This is a genomic window from Vibrio sp. RE86 (genome assembly GCF_013114545.1).
Classification (GTDB): Bacteria; Pseudomonadota; Gammaproteobacteria; order Enterobacterales; family Vibrionaceae; genus Vibrio.
Genome location: NZ_VTXI01000027.1, coordinates 32,693 through 56,136, shown reverse-complemented (window position 1 = coordinate 56,136; position 23,444 = coordinate 32,693). Strand labels below are relative to the sequence as shown.

At 44.6% G+C, this 23,444-nt stretch carries 23 protein-coding genes and 1 riboswitch; of the genes, 5 read left to right on the top strand and 18 right to left on the bottom strand.

Annotated features, from left to right (window positions below; all coding sequences use genetic code 11):
• The first annotated feature begins 473 nt into the window (after window positions 1–473).
• Window positions 474–917: an RNA-binding protein gene (locus F0231_RS19210; RefSeq protein WP_171761306.1), complete on the top strand. Its 444-nt coding sequence runs from the start codon at window positions 474–476 to the stop codon at window positions 915–917.
• On the opposite strand, the gene murI is transcribed toward F0231_RS19210, so the two are convergent.
• The 3 genes from murI to F0231_RS19195 are packed head-to-tail and all read right to left on the bottom strand — an operon-like array spanning window position 889 to window position 4,315.
• A complete protein-coding gene (gene murI, locus F0231_RS19205; RefSeq protein WP_171761305.1) occupies window positions 889–1,683 on the bottom strand; it encodes a glutamate racemase in 795 nt (264 codons plus the stop codon). The genes F0231_RS19210 and murI overlap by 29 nt on opposite strands.
• A 47-nt stretch (window positions 1,684–1,730) precedes the next feature.
• On the bottom strand, window positions 1,731–2,402 hold the full coding sequence (locus F0231_RS19200) for an ATPase (RefSeq protein ID WP_171761304.1): 672 nt from the start codon (window positions 2,400–2,402) through the stop codon (window positions 1,731–1,733).
• Window positions 2,403–2,452: 50 nt separating this feature from the next.
• A complete protein-coding gene (locus F0231_RS19195; RefSeq protein ID WP_171761303.1) occupies window positions 2,453–4,315 on the bottom strand; it encodes a TonB-dependent receptor in 1,863 nt (620 codons plus the stop codon).
• Window positions 4,316–4,369: 54 nt separating this feature from the next.
• Window positions 4,370–4,573: riboswitch (cobalamin riboswitch) on the bottom strand.
• 199 nt (window positions 4,574–4,772) lie between these two features.
• Between F0231_RS19195 and trmA the strand changes: the two genes are divergently transcribed.
• Window positions 4,773–5,882 carry a tRNA (uridine(54)-C5)-methyltransferase TrmA gene (gene trmA / locus F0231_RS19190; RefSeq protein WP_171761302.1) on the top strand — a complete coding sequence of 370 codons (1,110 nt, stop codon included), beginning with the start codon at window positions 4,773–4,775 and terminating at the stop codon, window positions 5,880–5,882.
• 65 nt (window positions 5,883–5,947) lie between these two features.
• Here trmA and F0231_RS19185 read toward each other — a convergent pair whose 3' ends face one another.
• Window positions 5,948–6,337 (bottom strand): YijD family membrane protein, encoded by a 390-nt coding sequence (locus tag F0231_RS19185; protein ID WP_171761301.1) that lies wholly within the window; start codon window positions 6,335–6,337, stop codon window positions 5,948–5,950.
• Complete coding sequence (gene fabR, locus F0231_RS19180) at window positions 6,337–6,978, bottom strand: HTH-type transcriptional repressor FabR (protein ID WP_171761300.1); 642 nt, start codon at window positions 6,976–6,978, stop codon at window positions 6,337–6,339. Before fabR ends, F0231_RS19185 begins: the two co-directional genes overlap by 1 nt.
• Before the next feature lie 257 nt (window positions 6,979–7,235).
• Here fabR and sthA point away from each other — a divergent pair, with 257 nt between their 5' ends.
• The gene (sthA, locus tag F0231_RS19175; protein WP_367613488.1) at window positions 7,236–8,666 is read left to right on the top strand and encodes a Si-specific NAD(P)(+) transhydrogenase; all 1,431 of its coding nucleotides are present in this window, start codon (window positions 7,236–7,238) and stop codon (window positions 8,664–8,666) included.
• Between the two features lie 69 nt (window positions 8,667–8,735).
• On the opposite strand, the gene fghA is transcribed toward sthA, so the two are convergent.
• The 6 genes from fghA to F0231_RS19145 form a co-directional block, all read right to left on the bottom strand.
• Window positions 8,736–9,575, bottom strand: a complete 840-nt coding sequence (gene fghA / locus F0231_RS19170) for an S-formylglutathione hydrolase (RefSeq protein WP_171761298.1) — start codon at window positions 9,573–9,575, stop codon at window positions 8,736–8,738.
• A gap of 175 nt (window positions 9,576–9,750) precedes the next feature.
• Window positions 9,751–10,899, bottom strand: a complete 1,149-nt coding sequence (locus F0231_RS19165) for an S-(hydroxymethyl)glutathione dehydrogenase/class III alcohol dehydrogenase (protein ID WP_171761297.1) — start codon at window positions 10,897–10,899, stop codon at window positions 9,751–9,753.
• Between the two features lie 218 nt (window positions 10,900–11,117).
• Window positions 11,118–12,422, bottom strand: a complete 1,305-nt coding sequence (gene dinF / locus F0231_RS19160; protein WP_171761308.1) for an MATE family efflux transporter DinF — start codon at window positions 12,420–12,422, stop codon at window positions 11,118–11,120.
• Between the two features lie 74 nt (window positions 12,423–12,496).
• Window positions 12,497–13,309, bottom strand: a complete 813-nt coding sequence (locus tag F0231_RS19155; RefSeq protein WP_171761296.1) for a class I SAM-dependent methyltransferase — start codon at window positions 13,307–13,309, stop codon at window positions 12,497–12,499.
• A gap of 88 nt (window positions 13,310–13,397) precedes the next feature.
• Window positions 13,398–14,018, bottom strand: coding sequence for a transcriptional repressor LexA (lexA, locus tag F0231_RS19150; protein WP_171761295.1), 621 nt, complete (start codon window positions 14,016–14,018; stop codon window positions 13,398–13,400).
• 86 nt (window positions 14,019–14,104) lie between these two features.
• The gene (locus F0231_RS19145) at window positions 14,105–14,467 is read right to left on the bottom strand and encodes a diacylglycerol kinase (RefSeq protein ID WP_171761294.1); all 363 of its coding nucleotides are present in this window, start codon (window positions 14,465–14,467) and stop codon (window positions 14,105–14,107) included.
• A 203-nt stretch (window positions 14,468–14,670) separates the two neighbouring features.
• Here F0231_RS19145 and plsB point away from each other — a divergent pair, with 203 nt between their 5' ends.
• On the top strand, window positions 14,671–17,112 hold the full coding sequence (gene plsB, locus F0231_RS19140; RefSeq protein ID WP_171761293.1) for a glycerol-3-phosphate 1-O-acyltransferase PlsB: 2,442 nt from the start codon (window positions 14,671–14,673) through the stop codon (window positions 17,110–17,112).
• Between the two features lie 43 nt (window positions 17,113–17,155).
• Here plsB and ubiA read toward each other — a convergent pair whose 3' ends face one another.
• Together ubiA and F0231_RS19130 are read right to left on the bottom strand one after the other, a co-directional pair.
• On the bottom strand, window positions 17,156–18,010 hold the full coding sequence (ubiA, locus tag F0231_RS19135) for a 4-hydroxybenzoate octaprenyltransferase (protein ID WP_171761292.1): 855 nt from the start codon (window positions 18,008–18,010) through the stop codon (window positions 17,156–17,158).
• Window positions 18,010–18,549, bottom strand: a complete 540-nt coding sequence (locus F0231_RS19130) for a chorismate lyase (protein ID WP_171761291.1) — start codon at window positions 18,547–18,549, stop codon at window positions 18,010–18,012. Before F0231_RS19130 ends, ubiA begins: the two co-directional genes overlap by 1 nt.
• A gap of 165 nt (window positions 18,550–18,714) precedes the next feature.
• On the opposite strand from F0231_RS19130, the gene F0231_RS19125 reads away from it, so the two are divergent.
• The gene (locus F0231_RS19125; RefSeq protein WP_171761290.1) at window positions 18,715–19,122 is read left to right on the top strand and encodes a flagellar basal body-associated protein FliL; all 408 of its coding nucleotides are present in this window, start codon (window positions 18,715–18,717) and stop codon (window positions 19,120–19,122) included.
• A gap of 52 nt (window positions 19,123–19,174) precedes the next feature.
• Here the strand turns inward: F0231_RS19125 and glpG are convergent, their stop codons facing one another.
• From glpG to ftsE, 5 genes are all read right to left on the bottom strand, one after another.
• Window positions 19,175–20,008: a rhomboid family intramembrane serine protease GlpG gene (gene glpG, locus F0231_RS19120; protein ID WP_171761289.1), complete on the bottom strand. Its 834-nt coding sequence runs from the start codon at window positions 20,006–20,008 to the stop codon at window positions 19,175–19,177.
• A gap of 4 nt (window positions 20,009–20,012) precedes the next feature.
• Window positions 20,013–20,339, bottom strand: a complete 327-nt coding sequence (glpE, locus tag F0231_RS19115) for a thiosulfate sulfurtransferase GlpE (RefSeq protein WP_171761288.1) — start codon at window positions 20,337–20,339, stop codon at window positions 20,013–20,015.
• A gap of 411 nt (window positions 20,340–20,750) precedes the next feature.
• Window positions 20,751–21,608 (bottom strand): RNA polymerase sigma factor RpoH, encoded by an 858-nt coding sequence (gene rpoH, locus F0231_RS19110; RefSeq protein ID WP_171761287.1) that lies wholly within the window; start codon window positions 21,606–21,608, stop codon window positions 20,751–20,753.
• A 184-nt stretch (window positions 21,609–21,792) separates the two neighbouring features.
• Window positions 21,793–22,761 (bottom strand): permease-like cell division protein FtsX, encoded by a 969-nt coding sequence (ftsX, locus tag F0231_RS19105; RefSeq protein WP_171761286.1) that lies wholly within the window; start codon window positions 22,759–22,761, stop codon window positions 21,793–21,795.
• Entirely contained in the window at window positions 22,751–23,425 is a 675-nt protein-coding gene (gene ftsE, locus F0231_RS19100; protein WP_171761285.1) for a cell division ATP-binding protein FtsE, read from the bottom strand. The genes ftsX and ftsE overlap by 11 nt, the downstream gene beginning before the upstream one ends.
• Window positions 23,426–23,444: the final 19 nt, after the last annotated feature.

Genomic DNA, 23,444 nt, shown 5'->3' with positions numbered 1-23,444 from the left:
CACTTCGTTTCATTGAAACCTAATTTGAAACCGAAGTTTCTAATTGGATTATCATCAACGAGTGCCCACACAGATTGATAGGTTTATATTTTTAAAGAGCTTTTTCTAACTTTCGTTGCGCTTTGCGCTTCGTCGTTAGGGGTGCGTATCTTACGCTTCCCGATTCGAGAGTCAAGCGTTTTTTTCAAACTTTCTTTTCTCTCTTCTCAACTCGGTGTGTGATGTTTGTCTCACTCCGTGTCGGTGAGGCGGCATTATAGGGAGGTCTGAGATGAAGACAAGCGTTTTTTTGAATTTATTTTTTGTTTGCTCAAAAAGAAATCAAATCACTTAGAATAGAATAAAATTTCAACATTTGAGTCATGTCACATCAATACGTTGGAAAAACAACAACCATATACGTAAGATCCCTGTGTCTATTTTGTTAACAGTAGATCTACATTTTTCTTCAAACCTAAAAGTTGTATTCAAATATGAGTTCAAACAAATCAACCTTAATGATTGTCGCCTTAGCCGTTTTAGGTGGAATCATCTTTTCGCAGGTCAATGTCTCTCCTGCAATTAGCTTTGTGCTGGGTGTTTTGGCTTCCGCTTTTATTCTTAAACTTTCAAACACCAATATTGAGCAAGACCAACAAAACGATCCTTCAACTAAGACACTGTATGTAGGTAATCTTCCATACAAAGCGAATGAGTCACATGTAAAAGAGTTATTTGCTAAACACGGCGAGGTATTTGCTGTGCGTCTAATGAAAGATAAGCGCACAGGTAAGAGGAGAGGTTTTGGCTTTGTCGTAATGGCAGCAACTGATGCTCAAACTGCTATTGATGCTCTTAATGAGCAAGACTATATGCAGCGAACGCTAAAAGTACGTATTGCTAATGATCCTAAATCTCAAGCGGATAGTGTTGAATAACGCTAAAGCCTAATTCATATACCGCTTCATTCAACGCTCCCTCTTCCCAAGGGGGAGCTGTTGAGAAAATCTGTCGCTTTCCTCGTGTTTCTTTCCCGCCAGCTGTCTCTAGTAGATCTTCTACTCTGCGTGCGATCGCTTCTCCCGAATCAACGAGCAAGACCTTATCTGATAAAACGGCTTGAATTTCTTCTTTTATCAAAGGGAAATGTGTACACCCTAGAACGGCGACGTCTACCTTACTTTCAATCGTCGATAAGATCTGCTTTAGCTCGACCAAATCAACGCACTTACCTCTAAGCTTCTCTTCTGCCATATCTACTAGGCGAGTTGAACCGAGCAGTTCTACGGGTTTACTTTGCGAGAAGTCTCGGATTAGGTCGTGAGTATAAGGACGAGTAACGGTAGCAGGAGTGGCAATCAGCCCTACCGCTTTGTTAGCTAGATTGGAGGCTGGTTTTATAGCTGGAACAACCCCAACAACAGGAATCGCTAATCTCGCACGCAGCGTTGGCAAAACAATAGTGCTTGCTGTGTTGCAGGCAATAACAACGATATCAATATTGTGAGTATCGACGAAACCGGTTACTAAACGCTCTACTCGTTTAATGAGGGTATCATGCTCAAGCTCACCGTATGGGTATGCTTCATTGTCGAATATATAGAGGTACTCTAGATGAGGAAGTTTTCGCTCTATCTCTTTATATACAGATAGACCACCTACACCAGAGTCAAAGATTAGGATTTTTGCTTGTTGCTGGGACACTAGAGTCACTCGTCAAAATTCGAACCCAACAATGATACTCTCTGCGACTAATTTGGCAATCTTCTCGCGATGTAACGTTGATGGCAAAAGCGACTCCCTTGCTCTACCTCTTTTAACTCAAGCTCAATGCTGCCTTTGTAGCTGCGAGTTTTCGTCACAAGTGTATGAAACTCACCGTCCTCACCGCATGGATCAACGCCTGTAGGTAAGCTATCTAAAAAGGCTTGGTTGTACCATTGTCCACAATAGCTCGCAGCGAGTTGGGTACCATCCGTTGTGACCACCAGCGTTTGAATGCCTCTGTTAAGGATCTCTTGCGCTAACTTGTCGCTGTCCTCACCTAACAGTGGAAATACACACTCCCAGCCTGCTGGTTCGATATAGCTACGGCGATACTCTTCAATACCATTGCAGTACATGTCTCCAAATGCGACCGCATCTACTTCTAAGCCACTCTCTCTTAGGGCGTTAATAATCCGAGATTGATAAATGTCATTAGGTGGAAATTCTTGCGGCATTTCAATCTTGATAATGGGCAAGCCCAGCAATTCAGCTTGCAGATCAATTAAAGAAATTGGTGTCGCTTGAAACGGTACTTCATCTTTCACATAGGTGGTGTAAAGACCAACAACATTGTATTGCTCACTATCCATCAATCGTTCTAGAGTCAACGTCGAGTCTTTCCCACTCGACCAGCTAATAATGACGTTCTTTTTCATATTGGTTATCTATAGGTAAGAAAAAACCGCCCTTGGGCGGTTTAAGGTGATTAGAATTGGTAGTTTGCAGAGACAAAGAATTCTCTACCAGGGACAGCGTAGCCGGTATACATTTCATATTCTTTATCAAATGCATTGCTTAGCTTGCCTTTAACTTCAAATTTTTCCGTCACTGAATACTGAGCGGTGAAGTTCCAAAGACTATAACTTGCTAAGCGGGTTGAACCATTGAATCGTTCTCCTTGATAAAGATACTGAGAGCCTAAGACCCAATTGCCAATATCTACAAACGCATTCCATTTAGCCCCCTGCTTAGCTCGGTAGCTCAATTGCTGTTCTTGGCCATTCGACTTATCCACTGGATCTTTCCAATCTAGATAAAACTGATGGCTTACAATTGACGTATCTAAGTGCAAACCAAGTTCTAACCCCTTGATTTCGGCTTGACCAATATTTGTCATGCCCGAACCCTGCCACATTAGCATATTGTCAATTTGATTTAGGTACCCCGTTAAAGACCAATCAAATAGATCATGGTAGCCAGATAGTGTTAACTCTGTATTCTGGGAATCTTCCGCTTTCAAGTCTGGAGCTTCATAGCCAGGGTAATACAAATCAAGGAAGGTAGGCGCTCTAAAAGCAGTTCCATGACTCGCTTTTACTTCATAATTATCTAAGAATTCATAAGCCAATGCAGTTTGCCAAGTCGTTGTATTTCCATATTGGCTGTTCTCATCATTACGAACACTAGCTTCTAACGTCACTTCATCCAAGTCATACTGACCAATTAAGCTCACGCCATAATTCTCACGAGGGTTTTCATCAGGAGAGTAGAAACTAGAACCTGTATAACCTTCATCTAACTTCTCTCTGCGATAGTCGATACCACCACCAACACTCAGCTGTTCGTTTACTGTGTAGGAGTTTAGCCAGCTCAGGTTCGTTTGATTGATAAAAACGTAGCTACCACTTTTCTTATCTTCACCTAGATTGAAATCATAGTTATCTTGAGTGGCATACGTCACATCTATAGTGGATGTAAGGTTGTCCTTATCATAAGACAACTTAGTGTTAACAGAACGAAACTCTACTCGACCTACTTTCTCTTGGTGAACAGCAGGAAACGTTATGCCATTCCACGAAGATTCTTCCGAACTACCGTCGTATTCACCTTCATTGTCATAAGCAATCACGCTAACAAACGCGTTCAATGTGTCGGATAATTGGTTCTGATAGCCAATGTTCAGATTGTAGGCTTCAAAACCATGCTCATCACCATCATTCAAACCAGCAATAGGTTTAACATTGAACCCATCATTCTTTTCATACCCAACAACAGCTTTAATGTGCTGGTTATCATCAATTCGGTGAAGTGTGGATAGGGAAGTAACATAGTGATTATTAGAACCATAGCCCCCAAAAACTTTCGTTACTTCATCATTTGCGTTAGCTCTTGTAATAATATTAATTACGCCAGAAATAGCTTCTGAGCCATACACTGAAGCTCTAGCACCACGAATATACTCAATTCTTTCAATTGAATTTACAGGCAAAGAATTAAAATCAACGCCACCCATCATTGCTCTAGGCAAGCGTGTACCATCAACTAAAACTAAAACTTGAGAAGAGCTACCACCTCGTACAAAGAACGAAGCGTTCTGGCCTCGACCACCGTACTGAGCGACTTCTACACTTGGTAAAGTACGGAATACTTCAAGTAGACTATTAGCTTGAAGTTTTTCGATGTCTTCTTTCGTTACTACAACGGTCTGAGCTAGAACTGCACCATCAACTTGCTCAAATCGGTTAGCAGTCACCACCATTGTCTCATCAGCGGAGGCTTCTTGGGCGTATGAAAGAGAGGCGTGCGGAAGTAGCGATGCCACAGCTATCGCTAGAATAGATCGGTTCATTTTTATAATCCTAAATCGCGTAAGTCCTACTGAGCATGAAGCGCATTGCTTCCAGTGTTTAGCTCAGTTGCTGGCAGGTCTTCGGACTTAAGAGCTTGGGTTAACCATCTACTTACTCGACTTCCCACACAATGCTATGTGCAGTGTCATTTTGAGCGTTCGTTCTCTTTTACCGCTGCGCGTCAGTTCTGGAGTTACACCAGATTCCCTTTTCAGCCATCTATACATCTAGACAGCACCAGCTTGGCGATGATGGTATTAAGCAATGGTGAATTTGTCTAGCCTATATTGTGGATTTATATCATTTAGATGCATTTCATTGAGTCCACAATTGCTACTTTACACACTATCTTTAACACATATCCGGTCAAGACTGGACATAGCGCTGAGATTGAATAAAATCTGCGCTCTTAAATTAAATACACCTTCTACAGGTACAAGACCAAAGGTAATAATCATGGCGACTCTTGATGTAAACCCGCAACGCTACCAAGAACAATTGACCGAGAAGGTTGATCGTCTTAATGAGATGTTCGCATCTTACAATGTACCTGAGTTAGAAGTGTTCGAGTCTCCAGAGCAACACTACCGCATGCGTGCTGAGTTCCGTGTTTGGCATGAAGGCGATGACATGTATTACATCATGTTCAATCAAGAGACTCGTGAGAAATACCGCGTTGACCAGTTCCCAGCAGCGAGTCGCCTGATTAACGACTTGATGCCACTGCTTATCGACGCAATGAAAAACAACGACTCTTTACGTCGTAAACTGTTCCAAGTTGATTTTCTATCGACACTAAGTGGTGAAATTCTAGTATCTCTGCTTTATCACCGTCAGCTAGATGATGAGTGGATTGAAAATGCAAAAGCACTTAAGCAAAGCCTGAATGATGAAGGTTTTAACCTTAATATCATTGGTCGCGCACGTAAGATGAAGATTGTTCTGGATCGCGATTACGTGATTGAGAAGTTAGACGTTAACGGTAAGCCATACATCTACCAGCAAGTAGAAAACAGTTTTACGCAACCTAACGGCAAAGTGGCCACTAAGATGCTTGAGTGGGCTATTGACTGTACTCAAGAGAGCACGGGTGACTTACTTGAGCTTTACTGTGGTAACGGTAACTTCTCTCTTGCTCTGGCACAAAACTTTGACCGAGTACTAGCAACGGAGCTCGCAAAGCCATCGGTTGTGTCAGCACAATACAATATTGCGGCGAACAACATTGATAACGTTCAGATCCTACGTCTGTCTGCTGAAGAGTTTACTGAGGCCATCGAAGGTAAGCGTGAATTCCGTCGCCTGCAAGATGCTGGCGTGGATCTTAAGAGCTACAACTGCAACACGATTTTTGTTGATCCACCGCGTTCAGGAATGGATATTGACACCTGTAAGATGGTGCAAGGTTACGAGCGTATTATGTACATCTCGTGTAATCCTGAGACATTAAAAGAGAACTTAGATATCTTGTGCGAAACTCACAAAGTGACACGCTTCGCGCTGTTCGATCAATTCCCTTATACTCACCATATGGAAGCCGGTGTTTTGCTAGAGCGTAAAGCCTAATAAATCACACGCATTAAAAAACGAGCCAAGTGGCTCGTTTTTTGTATTTGGACGATGGAATCAAATTATGATTCTGCTTTCGCTTCCGTCTTTGGTGTCAGAAAGCCCAGCTTTTTCGCTACCCATAACAATAGGCCTAGCGTGATAAAGATGGCTAACATATTTGAACCCGCTTCAGGGTGTTGAGCTTTAACAAAAGCAGAGTGACCAAACGCACCTACAAAGAAGCAAGCAAGGCCAACCAATGGGATGTCCTCAGATACTGGGTTGTTTAGGTACTCTTGGTAAAGAGCTTGTACTGACAGGACAAGAGCAATCAGTGGAAAAATTGAGAAAGACACTTCACTCATAGTAAGCCATGAAAGCACAGCGTCACCACACATACCGGCAATCAAAGCAAGTACCAGTGTTTTTTTCTCAGAACCACGATTAACTTGGTTTGTTTCATTCGACATTAATCTATCCCACCTTTTAATCGGTTACGTTCACGTTCTTTGCGATACCAGAATGCCCCTTTGGCAATCATTCGCAATTGCATAATTAGACGGTCGGCGAGTTCATCTCGCTCAGGTCTTTCTAAGTCCAGTGCTTCTGCACCAGAACTAAAAACTAATGTGACTGACGCTTCGGCTTGAGTAAACGCCTCATCACGTGTCATTCCTGTACTGATCAAGTACTCGGTCATTTCCGCAACGAAATGCTGCATTTCACGGGCAACGGCAGTTCGAAACTCAAAAGAGGTTCCCGAGCGCTCACGCAATAACAGACGAAACACGTTGGGGCTGCTCTCGATAAACTCCATAAAGGTTTCCACCGAAGTACGAATAACACTGCCCTCTTTTACAATTCGTTGTCTTGCTTGGCGCATCAATTGACGTAGCAGTAAGCCGCCTTCGTCGACCATGGTCAAACCTAGCTCATCCATATCTTTGAAATGACGATAAAATGAAGTAGGAGCAATACCAGCTTCACGTGCGACCTCTCGTAAACTCAAGTTAGAGAAGCTTCGGTCGGCACTCAGTTGGCTGAACGCAGCGTCAATCAAAGAACGACGGGTTTTTTCTTTCTGCTGTGCTCGTATTCCCATGGATTTCATAGTTGTTTTTCTATTTCGTACTGCGATTGTCTTTAATATACAACGATTGACCTAAGGAGATAACCTTAAATCTCTCGCTTTGACGATCGAGTGGCAATTAAACCGAGTTAGAGTGAGATTTCAATCTTTGACCTCTCAATTAGAGACATACAACATACCATTTAACGCTTTTGCGTAATTCTACGTGATCCCACCGACTCTCTAGGGGTGGTTTGGGTGTCTGCACCCATGGAATCGGTTAAAATCTCGCTAAAGCAATGTTAATACTCTATAACAAGGAAGAAACTATGGTGGAGAGTAACCACTTTGATGTCATCGTGATTGGTAGTGGCCCTGGCGGTGAAGGGGCAGCGATGGGATTAACCAAAGCAGGGCTAAATGTCGCCATTGTGGAGAAAGAGAGTAGTGTCGGAGGAGGTTGTACGCACTGGGGAACTATCCCATCTAAAGCACTCCGCCATGCCGTCAGCCGAATCATTGAATTCAACAACAACCCACTCTTCTGCCATAACAACACTAGTCTACATTCCACCTTTTCTAATATCCTTGGCCATGCTAAGTCAGTCATTGATAAGCAAACTCGCCTGCGCCAAGGCTTTTATGATCGCAACCAGTGTTCCCTGATCTTTGGTACAGCGCGTTTTATCGATAAGTACACAATCGCTGTCATGCAAAGTGATGGTACCGAAGAAATGTACAGTGCCGACCGTTTCGTGATTGCGACAGGCTCTCGCCCATACCAACCAGAAGGTGTCGACTTCACGCACGAGCGTATCTATGACAGTGACTCTATTTTGAACCTGAAACACGACCCTCGTCATATCATCATCTATGGTGCAGGTGTGATTGGTTGTGAGTACGCTTCTATCTTCCGCGGTCTTGGAGTTAAAACCGATCTTATTAATACTCGTGATCGCTTGCTCGCTTTCCTCGATAACGAAGTTTCTGATGCTCTCTCTTACCACTTCTGGAACAGTGGTGTCGTGATTCGTAATGATGAAACGTTTGAGAAGATTGAAGGTACTGAAGATGGGGTCATTGTTCACCTAGAGTCAGGTAAGAAGATGCGCGCTGACTGTATTCTTTATGCTAATGGCCGAACTGGTAACACAGATAAATTGAATCTATCAGCGGTTGGTCTTGAAGCCGATTCTCGCGGTCAGCTAAAAGTGGATGGTAACTACCAGACGGAAGTTGAGCATGTTTACGCTGTTGGTGATGTGATTGGCTACCCTAGCCTTGCAAGTGCCGCCTATGACCAAGGCCGCTTTGTTGCTCAAGCGATTAACAAAGGTCAAGCCGAAGGCAACCTAATCGAAGACATTCCGACGGGCATCTACACCATTCCAGAAATCAGTTCTGTGGGTAAAACCGAACAAGAGCTTACGGCAGCTAAAGTCCCATATGAGGTAGGTCGCTCTTCATTTAAACATCTTGCTCGTGCACAAATTGCAGGCAAAGATATCGGCAGCTTGAAGATTCTCTTCCACCGTGAGACCAAAGAAATTCTCGGTATACACTGCTTCGGTGAACGTGCAGCGGAAATCATTCACATCGGTCAGGCGATCATGGAGCAAAAAGGTGAAGCGAATACCATCGAGTATTTCGTTAACACCACTTTCAACTACCCAACTATGGCGGAAGCTTACCGTGTGGCTGCATTAAACGGCCTAAACCGTCTGTTTTAAGCTTTCCTAGAATGAAAAAAGCCGCGCTGCTCGATAGAGGCGCGGCTTTTTATTGTTTAACGTACAGCTTTACTGATTCAAGTAAGCCGCATGAAAGTCTAAGTGATCATTGATAAAGCTTGAGATGAAGTAGTAGCTGTGGTCGTAGCCAGGTTGAATACGGATTTCAACATCTGAATCATGCTCTTTGGCAGCTGCTTGTAGCATTTCTGGTTTCAGTTGCTCGACTAAGAAGCCATCAGCATCACCTTGGTCAACCAAAATAGGCAGCTTCGCTTGTGCTTGTTTAAGCAGTTCACTCGCGTCGTACTGCTTCCACGTTTCAAAATCATTACCCAAGTAAGCGTTAAATGCTTTTTGCCCCCAAGGACATTGCATTGGGTTGCTGATCGGACTGAATGCTGAAATTGAACGGAAATGCTGAGCATTCTTAAGGCCAATCGTTAAGGCTCCATGACCGCCCATGCTATGACCAGAGATAGACTTAATGCTTGATACAGGGAAATTAGCTTCGATAAGCGCAGGCAGCTCTTCTGTCACGTAGTCATACATATGATAGTGACGTGACCAAGGTTCTTGCGTCGCATTTAGGTAAAAACCAGCACCTTGGCCAAGATCGTAACTTTCATCATCAGCGACATTTTCACCGCGTGGGCTGGTATCTGGCGCGACAATCGCAATGCCCAGTTCAGCGGCTCGGCGAAAGGCGCCCGCTTTTTGCATGAAGTTTTCATCTGTGCAGGTTAAGCCCGATAGCCAGTAGAGCACAGGCGCTGGATTAGCTTTGGAAGCATTCGGCGGCAAGAAAATAGCAAAGCGCATGTTGCAGTTAAGTGTTGAAGAGTCGTGGCTATATTGCTTATGCCAACCACCAGCAACCTTGGCTTGGCTAATATTTTCGATAGTCATGATAGTGCTCCATAAGGCTGACGGTTAAATACAAAACATTCACTTTGGTTAAAGCACGGCGAGAGCCTTACTCTAAACAAAATGAATATCACCACCTCCCGGGCGAAAGGTGGTGAACAAGATTCTGCAAAGTAGACACTAGTCTCTGGTAAAGGCTGTCCAAAGACTCAGGTGATTATCTGTCCATGTGTAGAACAGTACGGATAGATTCACCTTTGTGCATTAGGTCGAATGCATCGTTTACTTCATCAAGGCTCATTGTATGAGTGATGAACTCCTGAAGACCAAACTCACCTGCCATGTAACGGTTTACGATTTCTGGCAGTTCAGAGCGGCCTTTAACGCCACCGAAAGCGCTGCCACGCCATACACGACCTGTTACTAGTTGGAATGGACGAGTTGAGATCTCTTGACCTGCACCCGCTACACCGATGATGACTGATTCACCCCAACCTTTGTGACAACACTCAAGTGCTTGACGCATCACGTTTACGTTACCGATACATTCGAATGAGTAGTCAACACCACCGTCTGTCATCTCAACGATAACGTCTTGGATTGGCTTATCGAATTTTTGAGGATTGATAACATCAGTCGCACCAAGCTGTTTTGCTAGGTCAAATTTGCTCTCATTGATATCAACGCCGATGATGCGGCTTGCACCAGCCATACGAGCGCCGATGATTGCAGATAGACCGATCCCACCTAGGCCAAATACCGCAACAGTATCGCCTTTTTCAACTTTCGCTGTGTTAAGAACCGCGCCCATCCCCGTTGTTACACCACAACCAAGCAGACAGACTTCTTCAAGTGGCGCTTCTTTGCTTACTTTCGCTAGTGAGATTTCTGGAAGAACCGTGTACTCAGAGAAAGTCGAACAGCCCATGTAGTGATAAATTGGCTCACCGTTGATAGAGAAGCGGCTTGTGCCATCTGGCATTAGACCCTTACCCTGAGTTTCACGAACGGCCTGACAAAGGTTGGTTTTACCTGACTTACAGAACTTACATTCGCCACACTCTGCTGTGTAAAGTGGAATAACGTGGTCGCCAACTTCAACGCTTGTTACGCCTTCACCAACCATTTCAACAATGCCGCCACCTTCATGGCCTAGGATTGATGGGAAGATGCCCTCTGGATCATCACCAGATAGCGTGAACGCGTCAGTGTGACAAACACCGGTCGCAACAATACGTACTAATACTTCGCCAGCTTTTGGCAGTTCAACATCAACAGTTTCACGCTTCAGTGGTTCGCCCGCAGCCCATGCAACCATCGCTTTAGATTGAATATGTGTTTGACCTGGCTTGAGTTCAAGAGTCATGGATATTTCCTTAATTCTCAGTGTAGGGAGTGACGTCATAAGCGTAGCTGAGGATTTCTCATGCCGCTGCGTCGTTTTGTTGGTGGCTATTTTAGATATTTTCCAAATAATGATAATCCCAGTAATTTGAAAATCATTTTTACTCATTTGTAATAATCAATATCACCGACAAAAAAGCCGAATCACGATGATTCGGCTTTTACGACTGCTTCACCCTACTAAGAGAGAAACGCATCTCTTCTCCATTGGCTGAATAATATAATCGCTAGCGTCGCTCCTCGCATTCCCATAAAGCCCAACATGGCAAACCAAAGCGCATGATTGCCCCAGCTACTTGCTAGATAGAAGAAAGCAAAGAAAGCACAGGTGGATACGAACATGCTGTTTCGCATCTCCTTGCCTTTTGTCGCTCCGATAAAAATACCATCCAACAAAAAGCACCACATCGAAACCAATGGCATAGCGACCAACCACGGTAAATACTCTAAGGCGATGGAATGAACTCGCTCTATATCAGTGATCAAACTGATCAGGCTTGATCCCAACAAACTAAAAATGAAGGTCAATCCCAAGCAAATAACAAGGCTCCAAAAGAAGGTACCGATCAGAGATTGGTTAAGCTGCGCTCTATCTTTAGCGCCTATAGCTTTCCCCACCATCGCCTCCATTGCATAAGCAAAGCCGTCCATACCGTAGGAAATCATCATCAAAAAGCTCATCAACACCGCATTAGCTGCCACGATTTCATCGCCAAAACTGGCACCTTGAAACGTCATGAAAGTAAATGTCGCCTGCAAACATAAAGAGCGTAGGAAGATGTCACGATTAAGTTTGACGAATCGACTCAGTCCATTGGTGGTGTCTTTAATTAAACCGATTAACGGCGGTAGATTTTCTTGGCTCCACTTACGCCATACACACCACAGACCGAAGCTCATCCCTGTATAGTCAGCAATAACAGAAGCGAGAGCCGCACCTTCGACTTTCCAGCCAAAACCTATGACAAACAAGACATCTAAGGCGATATTGGTGACATTGGCGATGATGACCATCCACATCGGAGCCTTGGCATTTTGGGTACCAAGCAGCCAACCAAGTAAAACGAAGTTAGCAAGTGCAGCTGGTGCACTCCAAGCACGGATTGAGAAATACTGCTGCCCGTAATGTTTGACTTGTTCACTGGCGTCACTAAAACTAAATACCCAATCAGCGATAAACGAATGGAATAGCAAAAACAAGGCTGCAAAGCCAAATGCCATCGCCATACCTTGGGTAAACACTAATCCTAGTTGGTGCTTGCCTTGTGCCCCATAAGCTTGAGCCGCTAATCCTGTCGTCGACATACGTAAAAAGCCAAGCAGCCAAAATGTCACGCTGATCATCGTACTGCCAAGCGCAACACCACCCAAATACCAAGCATGATCTAAGTGACCAATAACGGCAGCATCCACCAATCCAAGCAAAGGGACAGTGATATTAGAAAGGACCATAGGGATCGCGAGCAGCAGGACTTGCTTGTGCATATCGCGATTGGAAAGAGTTTGGATTATCTGCACGTTGTCACTCAGTGAAAAGTTGAGTGACAAGTGTACAGAGATCACCAGCGAAGCTGAACTACTACTGGTGTTAAACGCTGTTTGAGGAAGTTAATTTTGGTGAGCCAACGTTGCCACATTTTCCAACGTCCACAATTTTGCTCAAGGGGATGATAAGTTTTTGCCCAGCGCGCCCAAGGTAAGTAACCAAGCATGCTATCACCCGGTGCGGCATAACCGTGGCCATACTCACCCGACCCCATTTTTTGCCCAAGTTTAGAGGCACTTAGATCCCCCGCTAGTACCACACAAGCTCTTGCACTATCAAAATGACAGCCCAAAGCTTGGATAAATTTAGCGACTTGTTGCTGGGTGCAATCTAGCAATGCGTGTTCACATACAATCATTACTGGGGCTTTTTCAGGGATAGGTAACAACTCTAACCAACTAAGATCATCGACGCTGCCACAAACATGGTGATAACGCTCACTGTTATGGAACAGTTTCTGGCGCCACAGAAGGTTTTCAGTGATATCGAGTTCTAGCCAGTGGCAACGACCATTGTCTACGCGATAGAAGCGGGTATCGAGGCCAGCACCAACATTCACTATCCAACCATCAGGGTTGCGCTTGATAAATGCAGACACTTGTTGGTCACACAGTTGAGTGAGGGTGGCATGAAGCAGTTGTTTTTGATCGATATCCCCAGAAAAACATTCTGGAGCGAGTTGACACTGTTGGCAGGCACGCGCCGCAATAGGATCATAGACAAGTCCGTCGTCTACTAGGCTTTCTCGACTACGAAGCCATAATGGTTGCAACAGATTAGTAGGGATTTGATAGCGATGTTTTGCTGATGTCTGTTTGGTGGCCATTGTCATCTTCCTTCCGTAGCCAGAAAGAAGATGATAATGAATATCACTTACAAAATCAATAAGTGAGAATAAATCTCAAGTAGAGAGATTACATCCAGTCCGTATTACGGATGATACCGACAGCAAGACCTTCAATCGATAGGTGCTGACTGGTCAAATCAACCTTAATTGGCGCAAACTCTTCGTTTTCAGCATGCAGTAACACCGTCGAGCCTTTACGCTCCAAACGCTTAACCGTCACATCTTCATCAACACGTGCCACAACGACTTGGCCGTCACGAACGTCTTGAGTTTTGTGTACCGCCAAAAGGTCGCCATCCATGATACCGATGTCTTTCATACTCTCGCCATTAACACGCAGCAAGAAGTCCGCTTGAGGCTTGAACATACCCGGGTCAACTTGGTAATGCGTCTCTACATGCTCTTGAGCCAAGATCGGTTCACCAGCAGCTACTTGACCAATCAGTGGAAGGCCTTCTTCATCATTCGCAGCATCTTCTAGCAAGATACGGATACCACGAGAGGCACCAGGAATAATCTCGATCGCTTCTTTACGAGCAAGCGCTTTTAAATGTTCTTCAGCAGCATTAGCTGAACGGAAGCCGAGTTCACGAGCAATTTCTGCACGAGTTGGCGGCATACCAGTATGATCAATTTTATTTTTGATCAGGTCGAAAACTTGTTGTTGGCGGGGCGTTAACGGCTTCATGAGTCACCTGTCTTTTTATACAGTTAACTGTGAGTATATCCAGTAATTGGTTAAATGAAAAGCCAATTGATTGTTTTTTAGCGAGTTTAAAAAATCAGGATTTCTAACCATGTATAACCCGTTAGCAGCATGGTCACCATTACCGCTGCAGAGCCAATATCTTTTGCTCTTCCTGCCAGTTCATGATGCTCTGTGCCGACTCGATCGACGACCGCTTCAATCGCACTGTTAAAGAGCTCTGCCACCAATACCAGTACCACACTGCCAATCAGCAATACGCGATTTAGTTGACCGTCAGCAAAAATGAGGGCGATTGGAATCATGATTGAAGCCAGTAGTACCTCTTCTCGAAAAGCGGGTTCGTTTTTAAACGCAGCTTTTAGCCCTTGGCATGAGTAGCGAGTCGCGTTTTTGATGCGTTTTAATCCATGAGTAGTCTTGGGTTGCAAGTTGGTTTCTCTATTCTATTTATCGTATAACTCATCTAAGAGTAAAAATTGCTGCTTTCATAAGCAATAATAAGTAAAAGGTTCGACCAGTTTCTGTTATCCTTGCCGGCTATAAAAATACCCGCCTAAGTGCACTACGGCATCTATAGTTAGACTGTCTGTCATGCGCTTATGCACAACATCTATTCGAGGCTAAGAACCTTATGTCTTCTGGACGAATGTTATCGCGTTCTCTGCTAAAACTGCCAATGTCAGTATTAGTGAAAGGGACCACTATTCCTTCAAACCCAATTGAAGATCATAGCATTGATACAAACAAGCCCATTGTCTACGCCCTACCATATCGCTCTGATGTGGATTTGCTTGCACTACAATCTCAAGTAGTCAAACTAGGACTGCCTGATCCTCTTGAACCTGTAGAGATAAACGGTAAGTCATTCAACCGTTATGTCTTTACTTCTGTGCGCGATACTGTTGTCGGTAATGATGCCGATGTACCAAGCGATTCCGTCACTCTATTCTCGGACTTGCTAGAATTGCACCAGTTTGATTCTGAACTGGATGTGCAAATTATCCCAACGACTGTACTTTGGGGTCGAAAGCCAGGTAAAGAGTCTTCACACAAGCCTTACCTTCAATCGCTCAATGGGCCGCAAAAAGCCAAAGCAATGCTGCTAGCAGGGCGTGACTGTCTGATTCGTATCAGCCCAGTGGTTTCACTTCGCTACATGGCGGATTCACACGGCACTGATCAATCTATCGCTCATAAGTTAGCGCGCGTGGCTCGTATCCACTTTTCACGTCAAAAGTTAGCGGCTTCTGGTCCTAACTTGCCAAATCGACAAGCTCTGTTTAACCGCTTAATGAAATCGAAAGCGATTGAGAAAGCAATTGAAGATGAAGCGAAAGCGAAAAACATCTCGATAGAGAAAGCGCGCAAAGAAGCGCATGCCATGATGGATGAGATTGCGGCTGACTTCTCTTACTCACTGATCAAAAACGGTGAGCGAGCGCTTGGTTGGCTATGGAATCGCATCTATCAAGGTTTGAATATCACCAACGCAGCGACCGTTCGTAAGCTCGCGCAAGATGGCCATGAGATTGTTTATGTCCCTTGTCACCGTAGCCACATGGATTACCTACTGCTGTCATATGTACTTTATCGTGAAGGTATGGTGCCACCGCACATTGCAGCGGGTATTAACCTGAACTTCTTCCCTGCTGGCCCTATTTTCCGCCGAGGTGGTGCGTTCTTTATTCGCCGTAGCTTTAAAGGCAATAAACTTTACTCAACCATCTTCCGTGAGTATCTGGCTGAACTCTTCTCTAAAGGGTATTCGGTTGAATACTTCAGTGAAGGTGGACGCTCGCGTACAGGCCGACTATTGCAAGCGAAAACGGGCATGTTGGCGATGACAATCCAAGCGATGCTCCGTGGCCTAAACCGTCCAGTGACGTTGGTGCCTGTTTATATCGGTTATGAGCACGTAATGGAAGTGGGTACTTACGCGAAAGAGCTGCGCGGTAAACGTAAAGAGAAAGAGAATGCGAGTCTCGTGTTACGTACTATCCGTAAGCTGCGCAATTTCGGCCAAGGCTATGTTAACTTTGGTGAGCCTATTCCGCTTAACCAATATCTGAATGACAAAGCTCCGGAATGGACGAAAGACATCGATCCTATGGGCTCAAGCAAACCTCAATGGTTGAACCCAGTGGTGAACGACCTTGCCACTAAGATGATGACTCACATCAATGACGCTGCCGCGACTAACGCCTTAACACTTTGTGCGACGGCGCTGCTTGCTTCTCGTCAACGCGCACTGTCTCACGATAGCTTGATTAATCAAATCGACTGCTACTTATCTATTTTGAAGAATGTACCTTACTCTTCAACTTACACAGTGCCTGAGGATGATGCTGAATCACTCGTTAAGCATGCTCAGTCTCTTGATAAGTTTATGATCGAAACCGACAGCATGGGCGATATTGTCTCTCTCGATCGCAATCAGTCGATCTTGATGACTTACTACCGCAACAACATTATTCACTTGTTGGCACTGCCATCTCTAATTGCTCAGATGCTTGTGCGCCATCAAAGTCTATCGCTAGAGCAAATTCAGAAAAACGTCGCATTGATTTATCCGTTCCTAAAGCAAGAACTGTTTTTGAGCGTCGATGAAGACAAGCTGGATGCTCTAACTAAGTCGTATGTTGATGAGCTAGTAAGCCAAGGCCTTTTAAACCTGTCTGAAGATAAGCAAGTCGCGATTAATCCAGCCAACAGCCAAGTTTTGGTACTGCTAGGCCGTACCATCACAGAAACACTTCAACGTTACTCAATTGCACTGAACCTGCTCGTGGCTAATCCTGAGTTTGGTAAAGCTGACCTTGAGCAAAAGAGCCAAGACATTGCTCAACGTTTAGGCCGCCTACACGGCATTAACGCCCCAGAGTTCTTTGATAAAGGGGTGTTCTCTGCTCTGTTTACGACGCTGAAACAGCAAGCTTACTTAGACAACGATGGAAACTGCGATAATGCGAAGAGTGAGCAGCTAGCTAGCCTTCTCTATTCGATGCTTTATCCAGAAGTTCGCTTAACCATTGAAGAGAGTATTCACCAAACGACCGAAGTGACTGAGTCATAAGGTTTTGGTAAGAATAGAAAGGGCATCCAATGGATGCCCTTTTTTATAGGAATGCGATAAACAAGCCGATGGTCACCACCATGCCGACATAGTTATTGTTTAAAAATGCTCTGAAACATAAGTCGCGATCACGGTGGCGAATCAAATGCTGCTGGAAGACAAACAAAGCACCGGCCACTAACAGACTCCAGTAATAGCTCGCCCCTAACTGATACCAAGTACCCACATACATCAGCATCGCCAGTGTGACTAACTGAAGCGCTCCAATCACCATCTTGTCAAAGCGCCCAAATAAAATCGCGGTCGACTTGATACCTATTTTTAAGTCGTCGTCTCTATCGACCATCGCGTATTGCGTGTCATAGGCAATCGTCCAAAGCGCATTAATAACAAAGATAAACCACACCATCATTGGCACTTCATTCGCTTGTGCAGCCCATGCCATTGGGATTGCCCAACTGAATGCTAAGCCAAGAAAGAGCTGAGGCAAATGGGTGTAGCGCTTCATAAATGGGTAGATAAACGCCAGTACGATACCGACGAAAGAGAGCTGAATGGTTAACGTATTCATGCTCAATACCAGCACAAATGAGCTGATCGCTAACACCAAAAAGAGCGCAATTGCCTCTTTCGATGAAACACGCCCAGATGGAAGTGGACGTTGCTTGGTGCGTTTAACATGGCCGTCCACTTTACGATCAGCGAAATCATTAATCACACATCCAGCAGCCCGCATGAAGATCACCCCTAATATAAAGACAATCAGCACTTTCAAATCAGGGATGCCTTGCGCTGAAATGATCAGAGCCCATAACGTAGGCCAAAGCAGGAGTAACGTTCCAATAGGCTTATCCATGCGCATTAATTGCCAGAAAGCCACCGCTTTATCCGACGTCATTAAACACTCTCCTTGGTATAAATAGGGGCCGTAGGCAGAAACAACTCTGCCACCAACATAGGTTTTTGATTCATCCACAAGCGTGAGCGACGAGCAAGTAACGTCGTGCCATCTAACTCAACCACACCAACTTGCAACGCATCACGCTTAACATCATTGGCGCTAAACACCGTCAAGCCTAATGGAATGTCACCCTGTTGAGTCAAGTCGTACTGTTGATTTTCCATCGATGATTGCGGGATCAGGGTACGGCCTAATACCCACTCCTGACCGTCACCTTTTAGAACAACCTTACGCAGCAAACACTCCTCGTTTGCCAACAGCGAGACTTCCTGTTCATTAAGCTTTTCAGCTTTGACGATTTTGTTATGCAGCAAGTCTACGCTCAACGATTGGCAGTAAGACTCTAATAAACGTGATAATGAGCCCTGTTCTAATAACCACTGTTTTGCACTTTGTGTTGGAAAGCTAAAATTATCAGGATGTTGCCAATTAACTTGACGTAATGCTGATAAATAAAGCGCAGTCGATTGATTCATACTAGTATTCAATAAGTAGCCATATCGTCGTACAATAAAGCTTCGATCTCTGATGTTAACCACTGCTCAGAGTGATTAACGCATTTTTATTACAAATAGATGCTCTATTGTAACAAGACTCAGGCGATTCGAGTATCGTGATTGGAAGAAAGAAAAGTTATAAATATGATTAAACGTTACCTAGCCCAAATATTTTGCGCTTTAAGTCTACTCGTTAGCTTGCCAAGTTTTGCAGAAGAGGAAGCTGCAACCAAACTGGCGTATTTCACACTTGAGCCAGATTTAACCACCAACTTCTATACCAAGGGGAACAGCCTTGGTTACATACAAGTCCGTATAGACATTATGGTTGCCAGTGAAGCAGATTTGAGTGTGATTGAATTGCACCAACCATTGATTAGAGACGCTGTGATTGAGCTATTGGGGAAACAGTCTGAAGACACCATTACCTCATTGGCAGGGCGTGAGGATTTGCGTAAGACTCTAGTCAGTCAGCTCAATGAAACCCTGCTGCCTGAAACTGGAAAAACGATTATCGCCGATCTGCTGTTCACGAAATACTTGTATCAGTAACCGAGTCTAGTTAAAACGAAAAAGCGGCGTATATCGCCGCTTTTTGTATTAATTATTTTGCATTGGCCCGACTAGCATCTAGCAAGCCAATGGCAACACCAGATAATAACCCGACCAAGTGAGCGGTATTCGCAATCGCCATAAAGGGCTGCATAAATCCAAGCACTAGCCACACAAGCATAAACCCAATGATAGGTTTCGGTATGTTCAGCCCTAGTTGCGGCGCTTTGTAGCCAATCATCCATAGGTAGCCGACTAACGCATAAACCACCCCAGATAAGCCACCAAAGTTGGCGCCCTCAACCCAGTACTGCCCTGCACCTGACAGTGCAGCCGATACAACAAACAATTGAAGAAGTTTCCCAGTACCAAGCCTCTGCTCGATATCGCCACCTAGCTGCCACCACCAGAGTAAATTAAATGCGATGTGCATGACAGAAAAGTGCAGTAGTGCATGGCTTACCCAGCGCCATAACTGCCATTCTTGTCCAGTAAAGGCGGGGAAATGAAGCATTGAAAAGACAGCGTTGCCCGCTCCAAGCTGTTGCATGATAAAAATCACCGAACAAGCCAGCATAACCAGCAAAGTTACAGGCCCAGCTTTGGCTTTAATCATCGCAAGCATGCTGGGGGAGTTATAACGAAACTGACTTTTTCGAGATTCCGCCATGTCCCACGATGCCGCTTGATATTTGCTGTTGGAAGGATCAGATAAGAAATGATTCAGTTCCGCTTCCACTTCTACCAATAACTGGCTGTCGGTCAGCCACAAAGCAAATTGCCCTTCTCCCTCAGGCATCATTTGAACATCAATATGACGTGAGGCCATGTAATCAATAAAGGCCTGAGCCATTCTTGGATTATTGAGAGAGATGAGTCTGTGCATACGCTTACCCTAAATTAGACTGTGTCGGTAGTTGAGCTCTTTGCCACGCTTCAAAGCCACCATCAACACTATACACCTGCTCAAAGCCTTGGTTAATCAAATACTGGGCAGCGCCTTGGCTGCTGATCCCGTGGTAGCACATAACCAGGACAGGTTGCTCAAACTCAACTTCATCCATAAAAGAGACGATTGAGTCATTAGTTAGGTGAAAAGCCTCTTCTGCGTGAGCAACTGCAAAGGATTGAGGATCACGGATGTCTACCATGCGCGCTTCTCCTTCTTGAAGTAGGTTGTGTGCACCTTCGACATCAATATGCTTGAACTGGTCCATTTTCTTTCTCTTCGTACCGATATTATTTGCCGCCATTGTAACCTATCCAGTGCTCAACAAGTACACGGGCTCTGTAAGGTTATCCACCAGAGATCATATTTTCATCAACTGTGGATAAAACTGTGGATTGCGTTGATAAAGTGTTTTATTAATACTGGATCCACTATATATAGTGATGATCCTTATTTGATTGTGTGTAAAGAAGAAAGTATCCCCATCAAACATGGCCGCTTGAAGCCTTTATTCACCCTGCTTTCTGACAGATAGCAAAGAAATTTACCACAGAGTTACCCACAGGCAATCGCTTGCTGTTCGATCAACGTATTAGATACAAAACACACTTTATGATCGGCAATAAAAAAGCCGAGATCATATGACCTCGGCTTTAAAGATTCTGATTAACTAAAGGGCTTAAAACTCACCGACCGCCGCTTTCAGTTTTTTCATTGCGTTCTTTTCAAGCTGACGAATACGTTCAGCCGATACGCTGTAGGTTTCTGCCAATTCTTGCAACGTTGACTTGTTGTCATCTAACCAACGAGAACGAACAATGTGTTGGCTACGCTCATCTAGGCTCTTAAGTGCTAGACCTAAACGATTGTTAGTGTGCGCTTCCCAGTTTGCTGCTTCAACGTTGTCTGCAACATCGGATGATTTATCTTCTAGATAAACCATTGGCGCTGTATATGAAGTACCAGCATCATCATCGTCAGTTGGCATCTCGAACGTTGCGTCTTGCGCTGCTAAACGAGATTCCATTTCACGAACTTCAGAAGGCTCAACACCTAGCTCTCTTGCCACTGTTTCAACTTCACCATTGTTGAACCAGCCTAAACGCTTTTTCGATTTACGTAAGTTGAAGAACAGTTTGCGTTGCGCTTTGGTGGTTGCAATCTTAACGATACGCCAGTTACGAAGCACATATTCATGGATCTCAGCTTTGATCCAGTGAACTGCGAATGACACCAAGCGAACACCCACTTCAGGGTTAAAGCGCTTAACCGCCTTCATCAGACCAATATTACCTTCTTGAACAAGGTCAGCCATTGGCAGGCCATAACCTGAATAACCGCGAGCTACGTGCACAACAAAACGCAGGTGCGAAAGGATTAACCCTTTTGCTGCCTCGATTTCACCGTCGTAATGCAGTCTCTCTGCTAAATCACGCTCCTCTTCAGGAGTTAGCATTGGGTAGCTGTTGGCTGATCGAATGTAGCTATCTAAGCTATCTTGAGTCACAGCTGCCATTGGGTATGCTTGATTTGTCATTCAGTTCCTCATCAATCTCTGATCTGGAGTTATTTTTAACCCATCAATCTTGAACCTAAAGTGAACAGGTTTCAAGCAGGGGGAAAGTTATTATGCATAAACAAACTGTCTACACAAGACAAAAGTACACGGTAGCGTGTACTTTTTTCAATATTATGACAGCAGCAAAATAAACAGGTTCAATTTAAACGGGCTCAATTTCTTTCAAATGGCGCTGCGCTGACACTCTAGCAGCAAGACAACCAAGGAAAGTGCCTAGCATGACAAGTAGTAGGGATTCATCCCAACTCAGCCCGACCAACCTAAAGCGGCTATCATACAGTAAGGCCAATTGCTCAACACTGTTATTAAGCAAAACTGTGATTACCGCAGTCAAAACCCACGCTATGATGGCGCCAAGTAAGCCAAACCACATCCCTGAATAGAGGTAAGGGCGAAGAATGTAGCTATTGGTTGCACCAATCAGCTTCATCGTTTGAATTTCTTCTTTATTGGCTAATACGTTAAAACGCAGTGTATTGCCCACAATTAGAAAGACTGAACCCAACATCAACACAGATAGCGTGACGACAATACCCGCTACTAGATTCTTGATCGCATCCAGACGAGTTAGCCAATCTTCATCCAAACGAACATCGGTAATCCCCTCTTCCGTTGCAACGCGATCAGCTAACCTCTTAATCGCTTCTTTATCGTCACTACTTGGGGTAATCACTAATACACCAGGCAGCGCGTAATCATCCAGCATAGTGATCGCACGTTCAAAGCCGGAGTATTGGCTGAGATCATCAAGACCTTGCTGCGGGGAAACATATTCCACGCTGCTAATATCAAGAGAACTTTCCAGTTGGTCTTTGAGCACCATAACGCGCGCTTCAGGGGTCTGCTCTTTTATGTAAGCACTCACTTGCGATGGGCTGGTTACATTTCTTGAGGCTTCAGAAATATTCTTACCAAGAAGATAAAGTGCCGAAGGCATAGCCAATGCCATTGAGATAACCGCCAATGTCAGCATATTGCCCAGTGGACGAAGCCAGAACTCTCGAAGTGAAGCTTTTGCTTGCTTGAAATGAACAGTAATAAAGCTATCACGCTTAACGCGATTTTTAGTGCGTGATGTATTGGTTTTCTTGTTACGAGTATTAGCGGCCATAATCTTCAACCTCACTCAAAAAACCTTGGTTTAGTTCTAGATGACGGTACTGTGGGCGAGTGTTCACTAACCCCAAGTCGTGCGTTGCTAAAAGAATCGTTACCCCCGCTCGGTTGAACTCTTCAAACAACTTTAGAACTCGGTTAGATAAATCAGGATCTAAGTTACCTGTCGGCTCATCCGCTAACAGCAAGGTCGGTCGATTCACGACTGCACGAGCAATACCCACTCGTTGCTGCTCACCGCCCGACAGTTGGCTTGGCAAACATTTGGCTTTGTCTAGCAGCTCAGTTTTGTCTAGCGCAGCCGAGACACGACGCTTAATCTCATTTTCAGAAATGGATTCAATACGCATCGGCAGTGCCACGTTATCAAACACACTGCGGTCCATCAGTAAGCGATGGTCTTGAAACACTATGCCAATGTTTCGGCGCAAGAATGGGATGTCTTTGCTGGGAATTCGTGTGATGTCGTGATCATTAAAGCTAATCTTACCGTCGGTAGGACGCTCTATGGCACAAATCAACTTGAGCAACGTACTCTTACCGGCACCAGAATGACCGCCAAGAAAAGCCATCTCACCACGACGAAGGTGAAAATCGACCTTTTGCAAAGCTTGTCGACCACCACGGTAAGCTTTACTCACTTGCTGAAATTTTATCACCCGAAATCCCTCTTACGAA

Bases quoted from the DNA above. Each gene is read 5' to 3' on its own strand.
- F0231_RS19210 (WP_171761306.1), top strand. From the start codon at position 474: ATGAGTTCAAACAAATCAACCTTAATGATTGTCGCCTTAGCCGTTTTA.
- F0231_RS19200 (WP_171761304.1), bottom strand. From the start codon at position 2,402: ATGAAAAAGAACGTCATTATTAGCTGGTCGAGTGGGAAAGACTCGACG.
- F0231_RS19195 (WP_171761303.1), bottom strand. From the start codon at position 4,315: ATGAACCGATCTATTCTAGCGATAGCTGTGGCATCGCTACTTCCGCAC.
- trmA (WP_171761302.1), top strand. From the start codon at position 4,773: ATGGCGACTCTTGATGTAAACCCGCAACGCTACCAAGAACAATTGACC.
- F0231_RS19185 (WP_171761301.1), bottom strand. From the start codon at position 6,337: ATGTCGAATGAAACAAACCAAGTTAATCGTGGTTCTGAGAAAAAAACA.
- fabR (WP_171761300.1), bottom strand. From the start codon at position 6,978: ATGAAATCCATGGGAATACGAGCACAGCAGAAAGAAAAAACCCGTCGT.
- sthA (WP_367613488.1), top strand. From the start codon at position 7,236: ATGTTAATACTCTATAACAAGGAAGAAACTATGGTGGAGAGTAACCAC.
- fghA (WP_171761298.1), bottom strand. From the start codon at position 9,575: ATGACTATCGAAAATATTAGCCAAGCCAAGGTTGCTGGTGGTTGGCAT.
- F0231_RS19165 (WP_171761297.1), bottom strand. From the start codon at position 10,899: ATGACTCTTGAACTCAAGCCAGGTCAAACACATATTCAATCTAAAGCG.
- dinF (WP_171761308.1), bottom strand. From the start codon at position 12,422: ATGCACAAGCAAGTCCTGCTGCTCGCGATCCCTATGGTCCTTTCTAAT.
- F0231_RS19155 (WP_171761296.1), bottom strand. From the start codon at position 13,309: ATGGCCACCAAACAGACATCAGCAAAACATCGCTATCAAATCCCTACT.
- lexA (WP_171761295.1), bottom strand. From the start codon at position 14,018: ATGAAGCCGTTAACGCCCCGCCAACAACAAGTTTTCGACCTGATCAAA.
- plsB (WP_171761293.1), top strand. From the start codon at position 14,671: ATGTCTTCTGGACGAATGTTATCGCGTTCTCTGCTAAAACTGCCAATG.
- ubiA (WP_171761292.1), bottom strand. From the start codon at position 18,010: ATGACGTCGGATAAAGCGGTGGCTTTCTGGCAATTAATGCGCATGGAT.
- F0231_RS19130 (WP_171761291.1), bottom strand. From the start codon at position 18,549: ATGAATCAATCGACTGCGCTTTATTTATCAGCATTACGTCAAGTTAAT.
- F0231_RS19125 (WP_171761290.1), top strand. From the start codon at position 18,715: ATGATTAAACGTTACCTAGCCCAAATATTTTGCGCTTTAAGTCTACTC.
- glpG (WP_171761289.1), bottom strand. From the start codon at position 20,008: ATGCACAGACTCATCTCTCTCAATAATCCAAGAATGGCTCAGGCCTTT.
- glpE (WP_171761288.1), bottom strand. From the start codon at position 20,339: ATGGACCAGTTCAAGCATATTGATGTCGAAGGTGCACACAACCTACTT.
- rpoH (WP_171761287.1), bottom strand. From the start codon at position 21,608: ATGACAAATCAAGCATACCCAATGGCAGCTGTGACTCAAGATAGCTTA.
- ftsX (WP_171761286.1), bottom strand. From the start codon at position 22,761: ATGGCCGCTAATACTCGTAACAAGAAAACCAATACATCACGCACTAAA.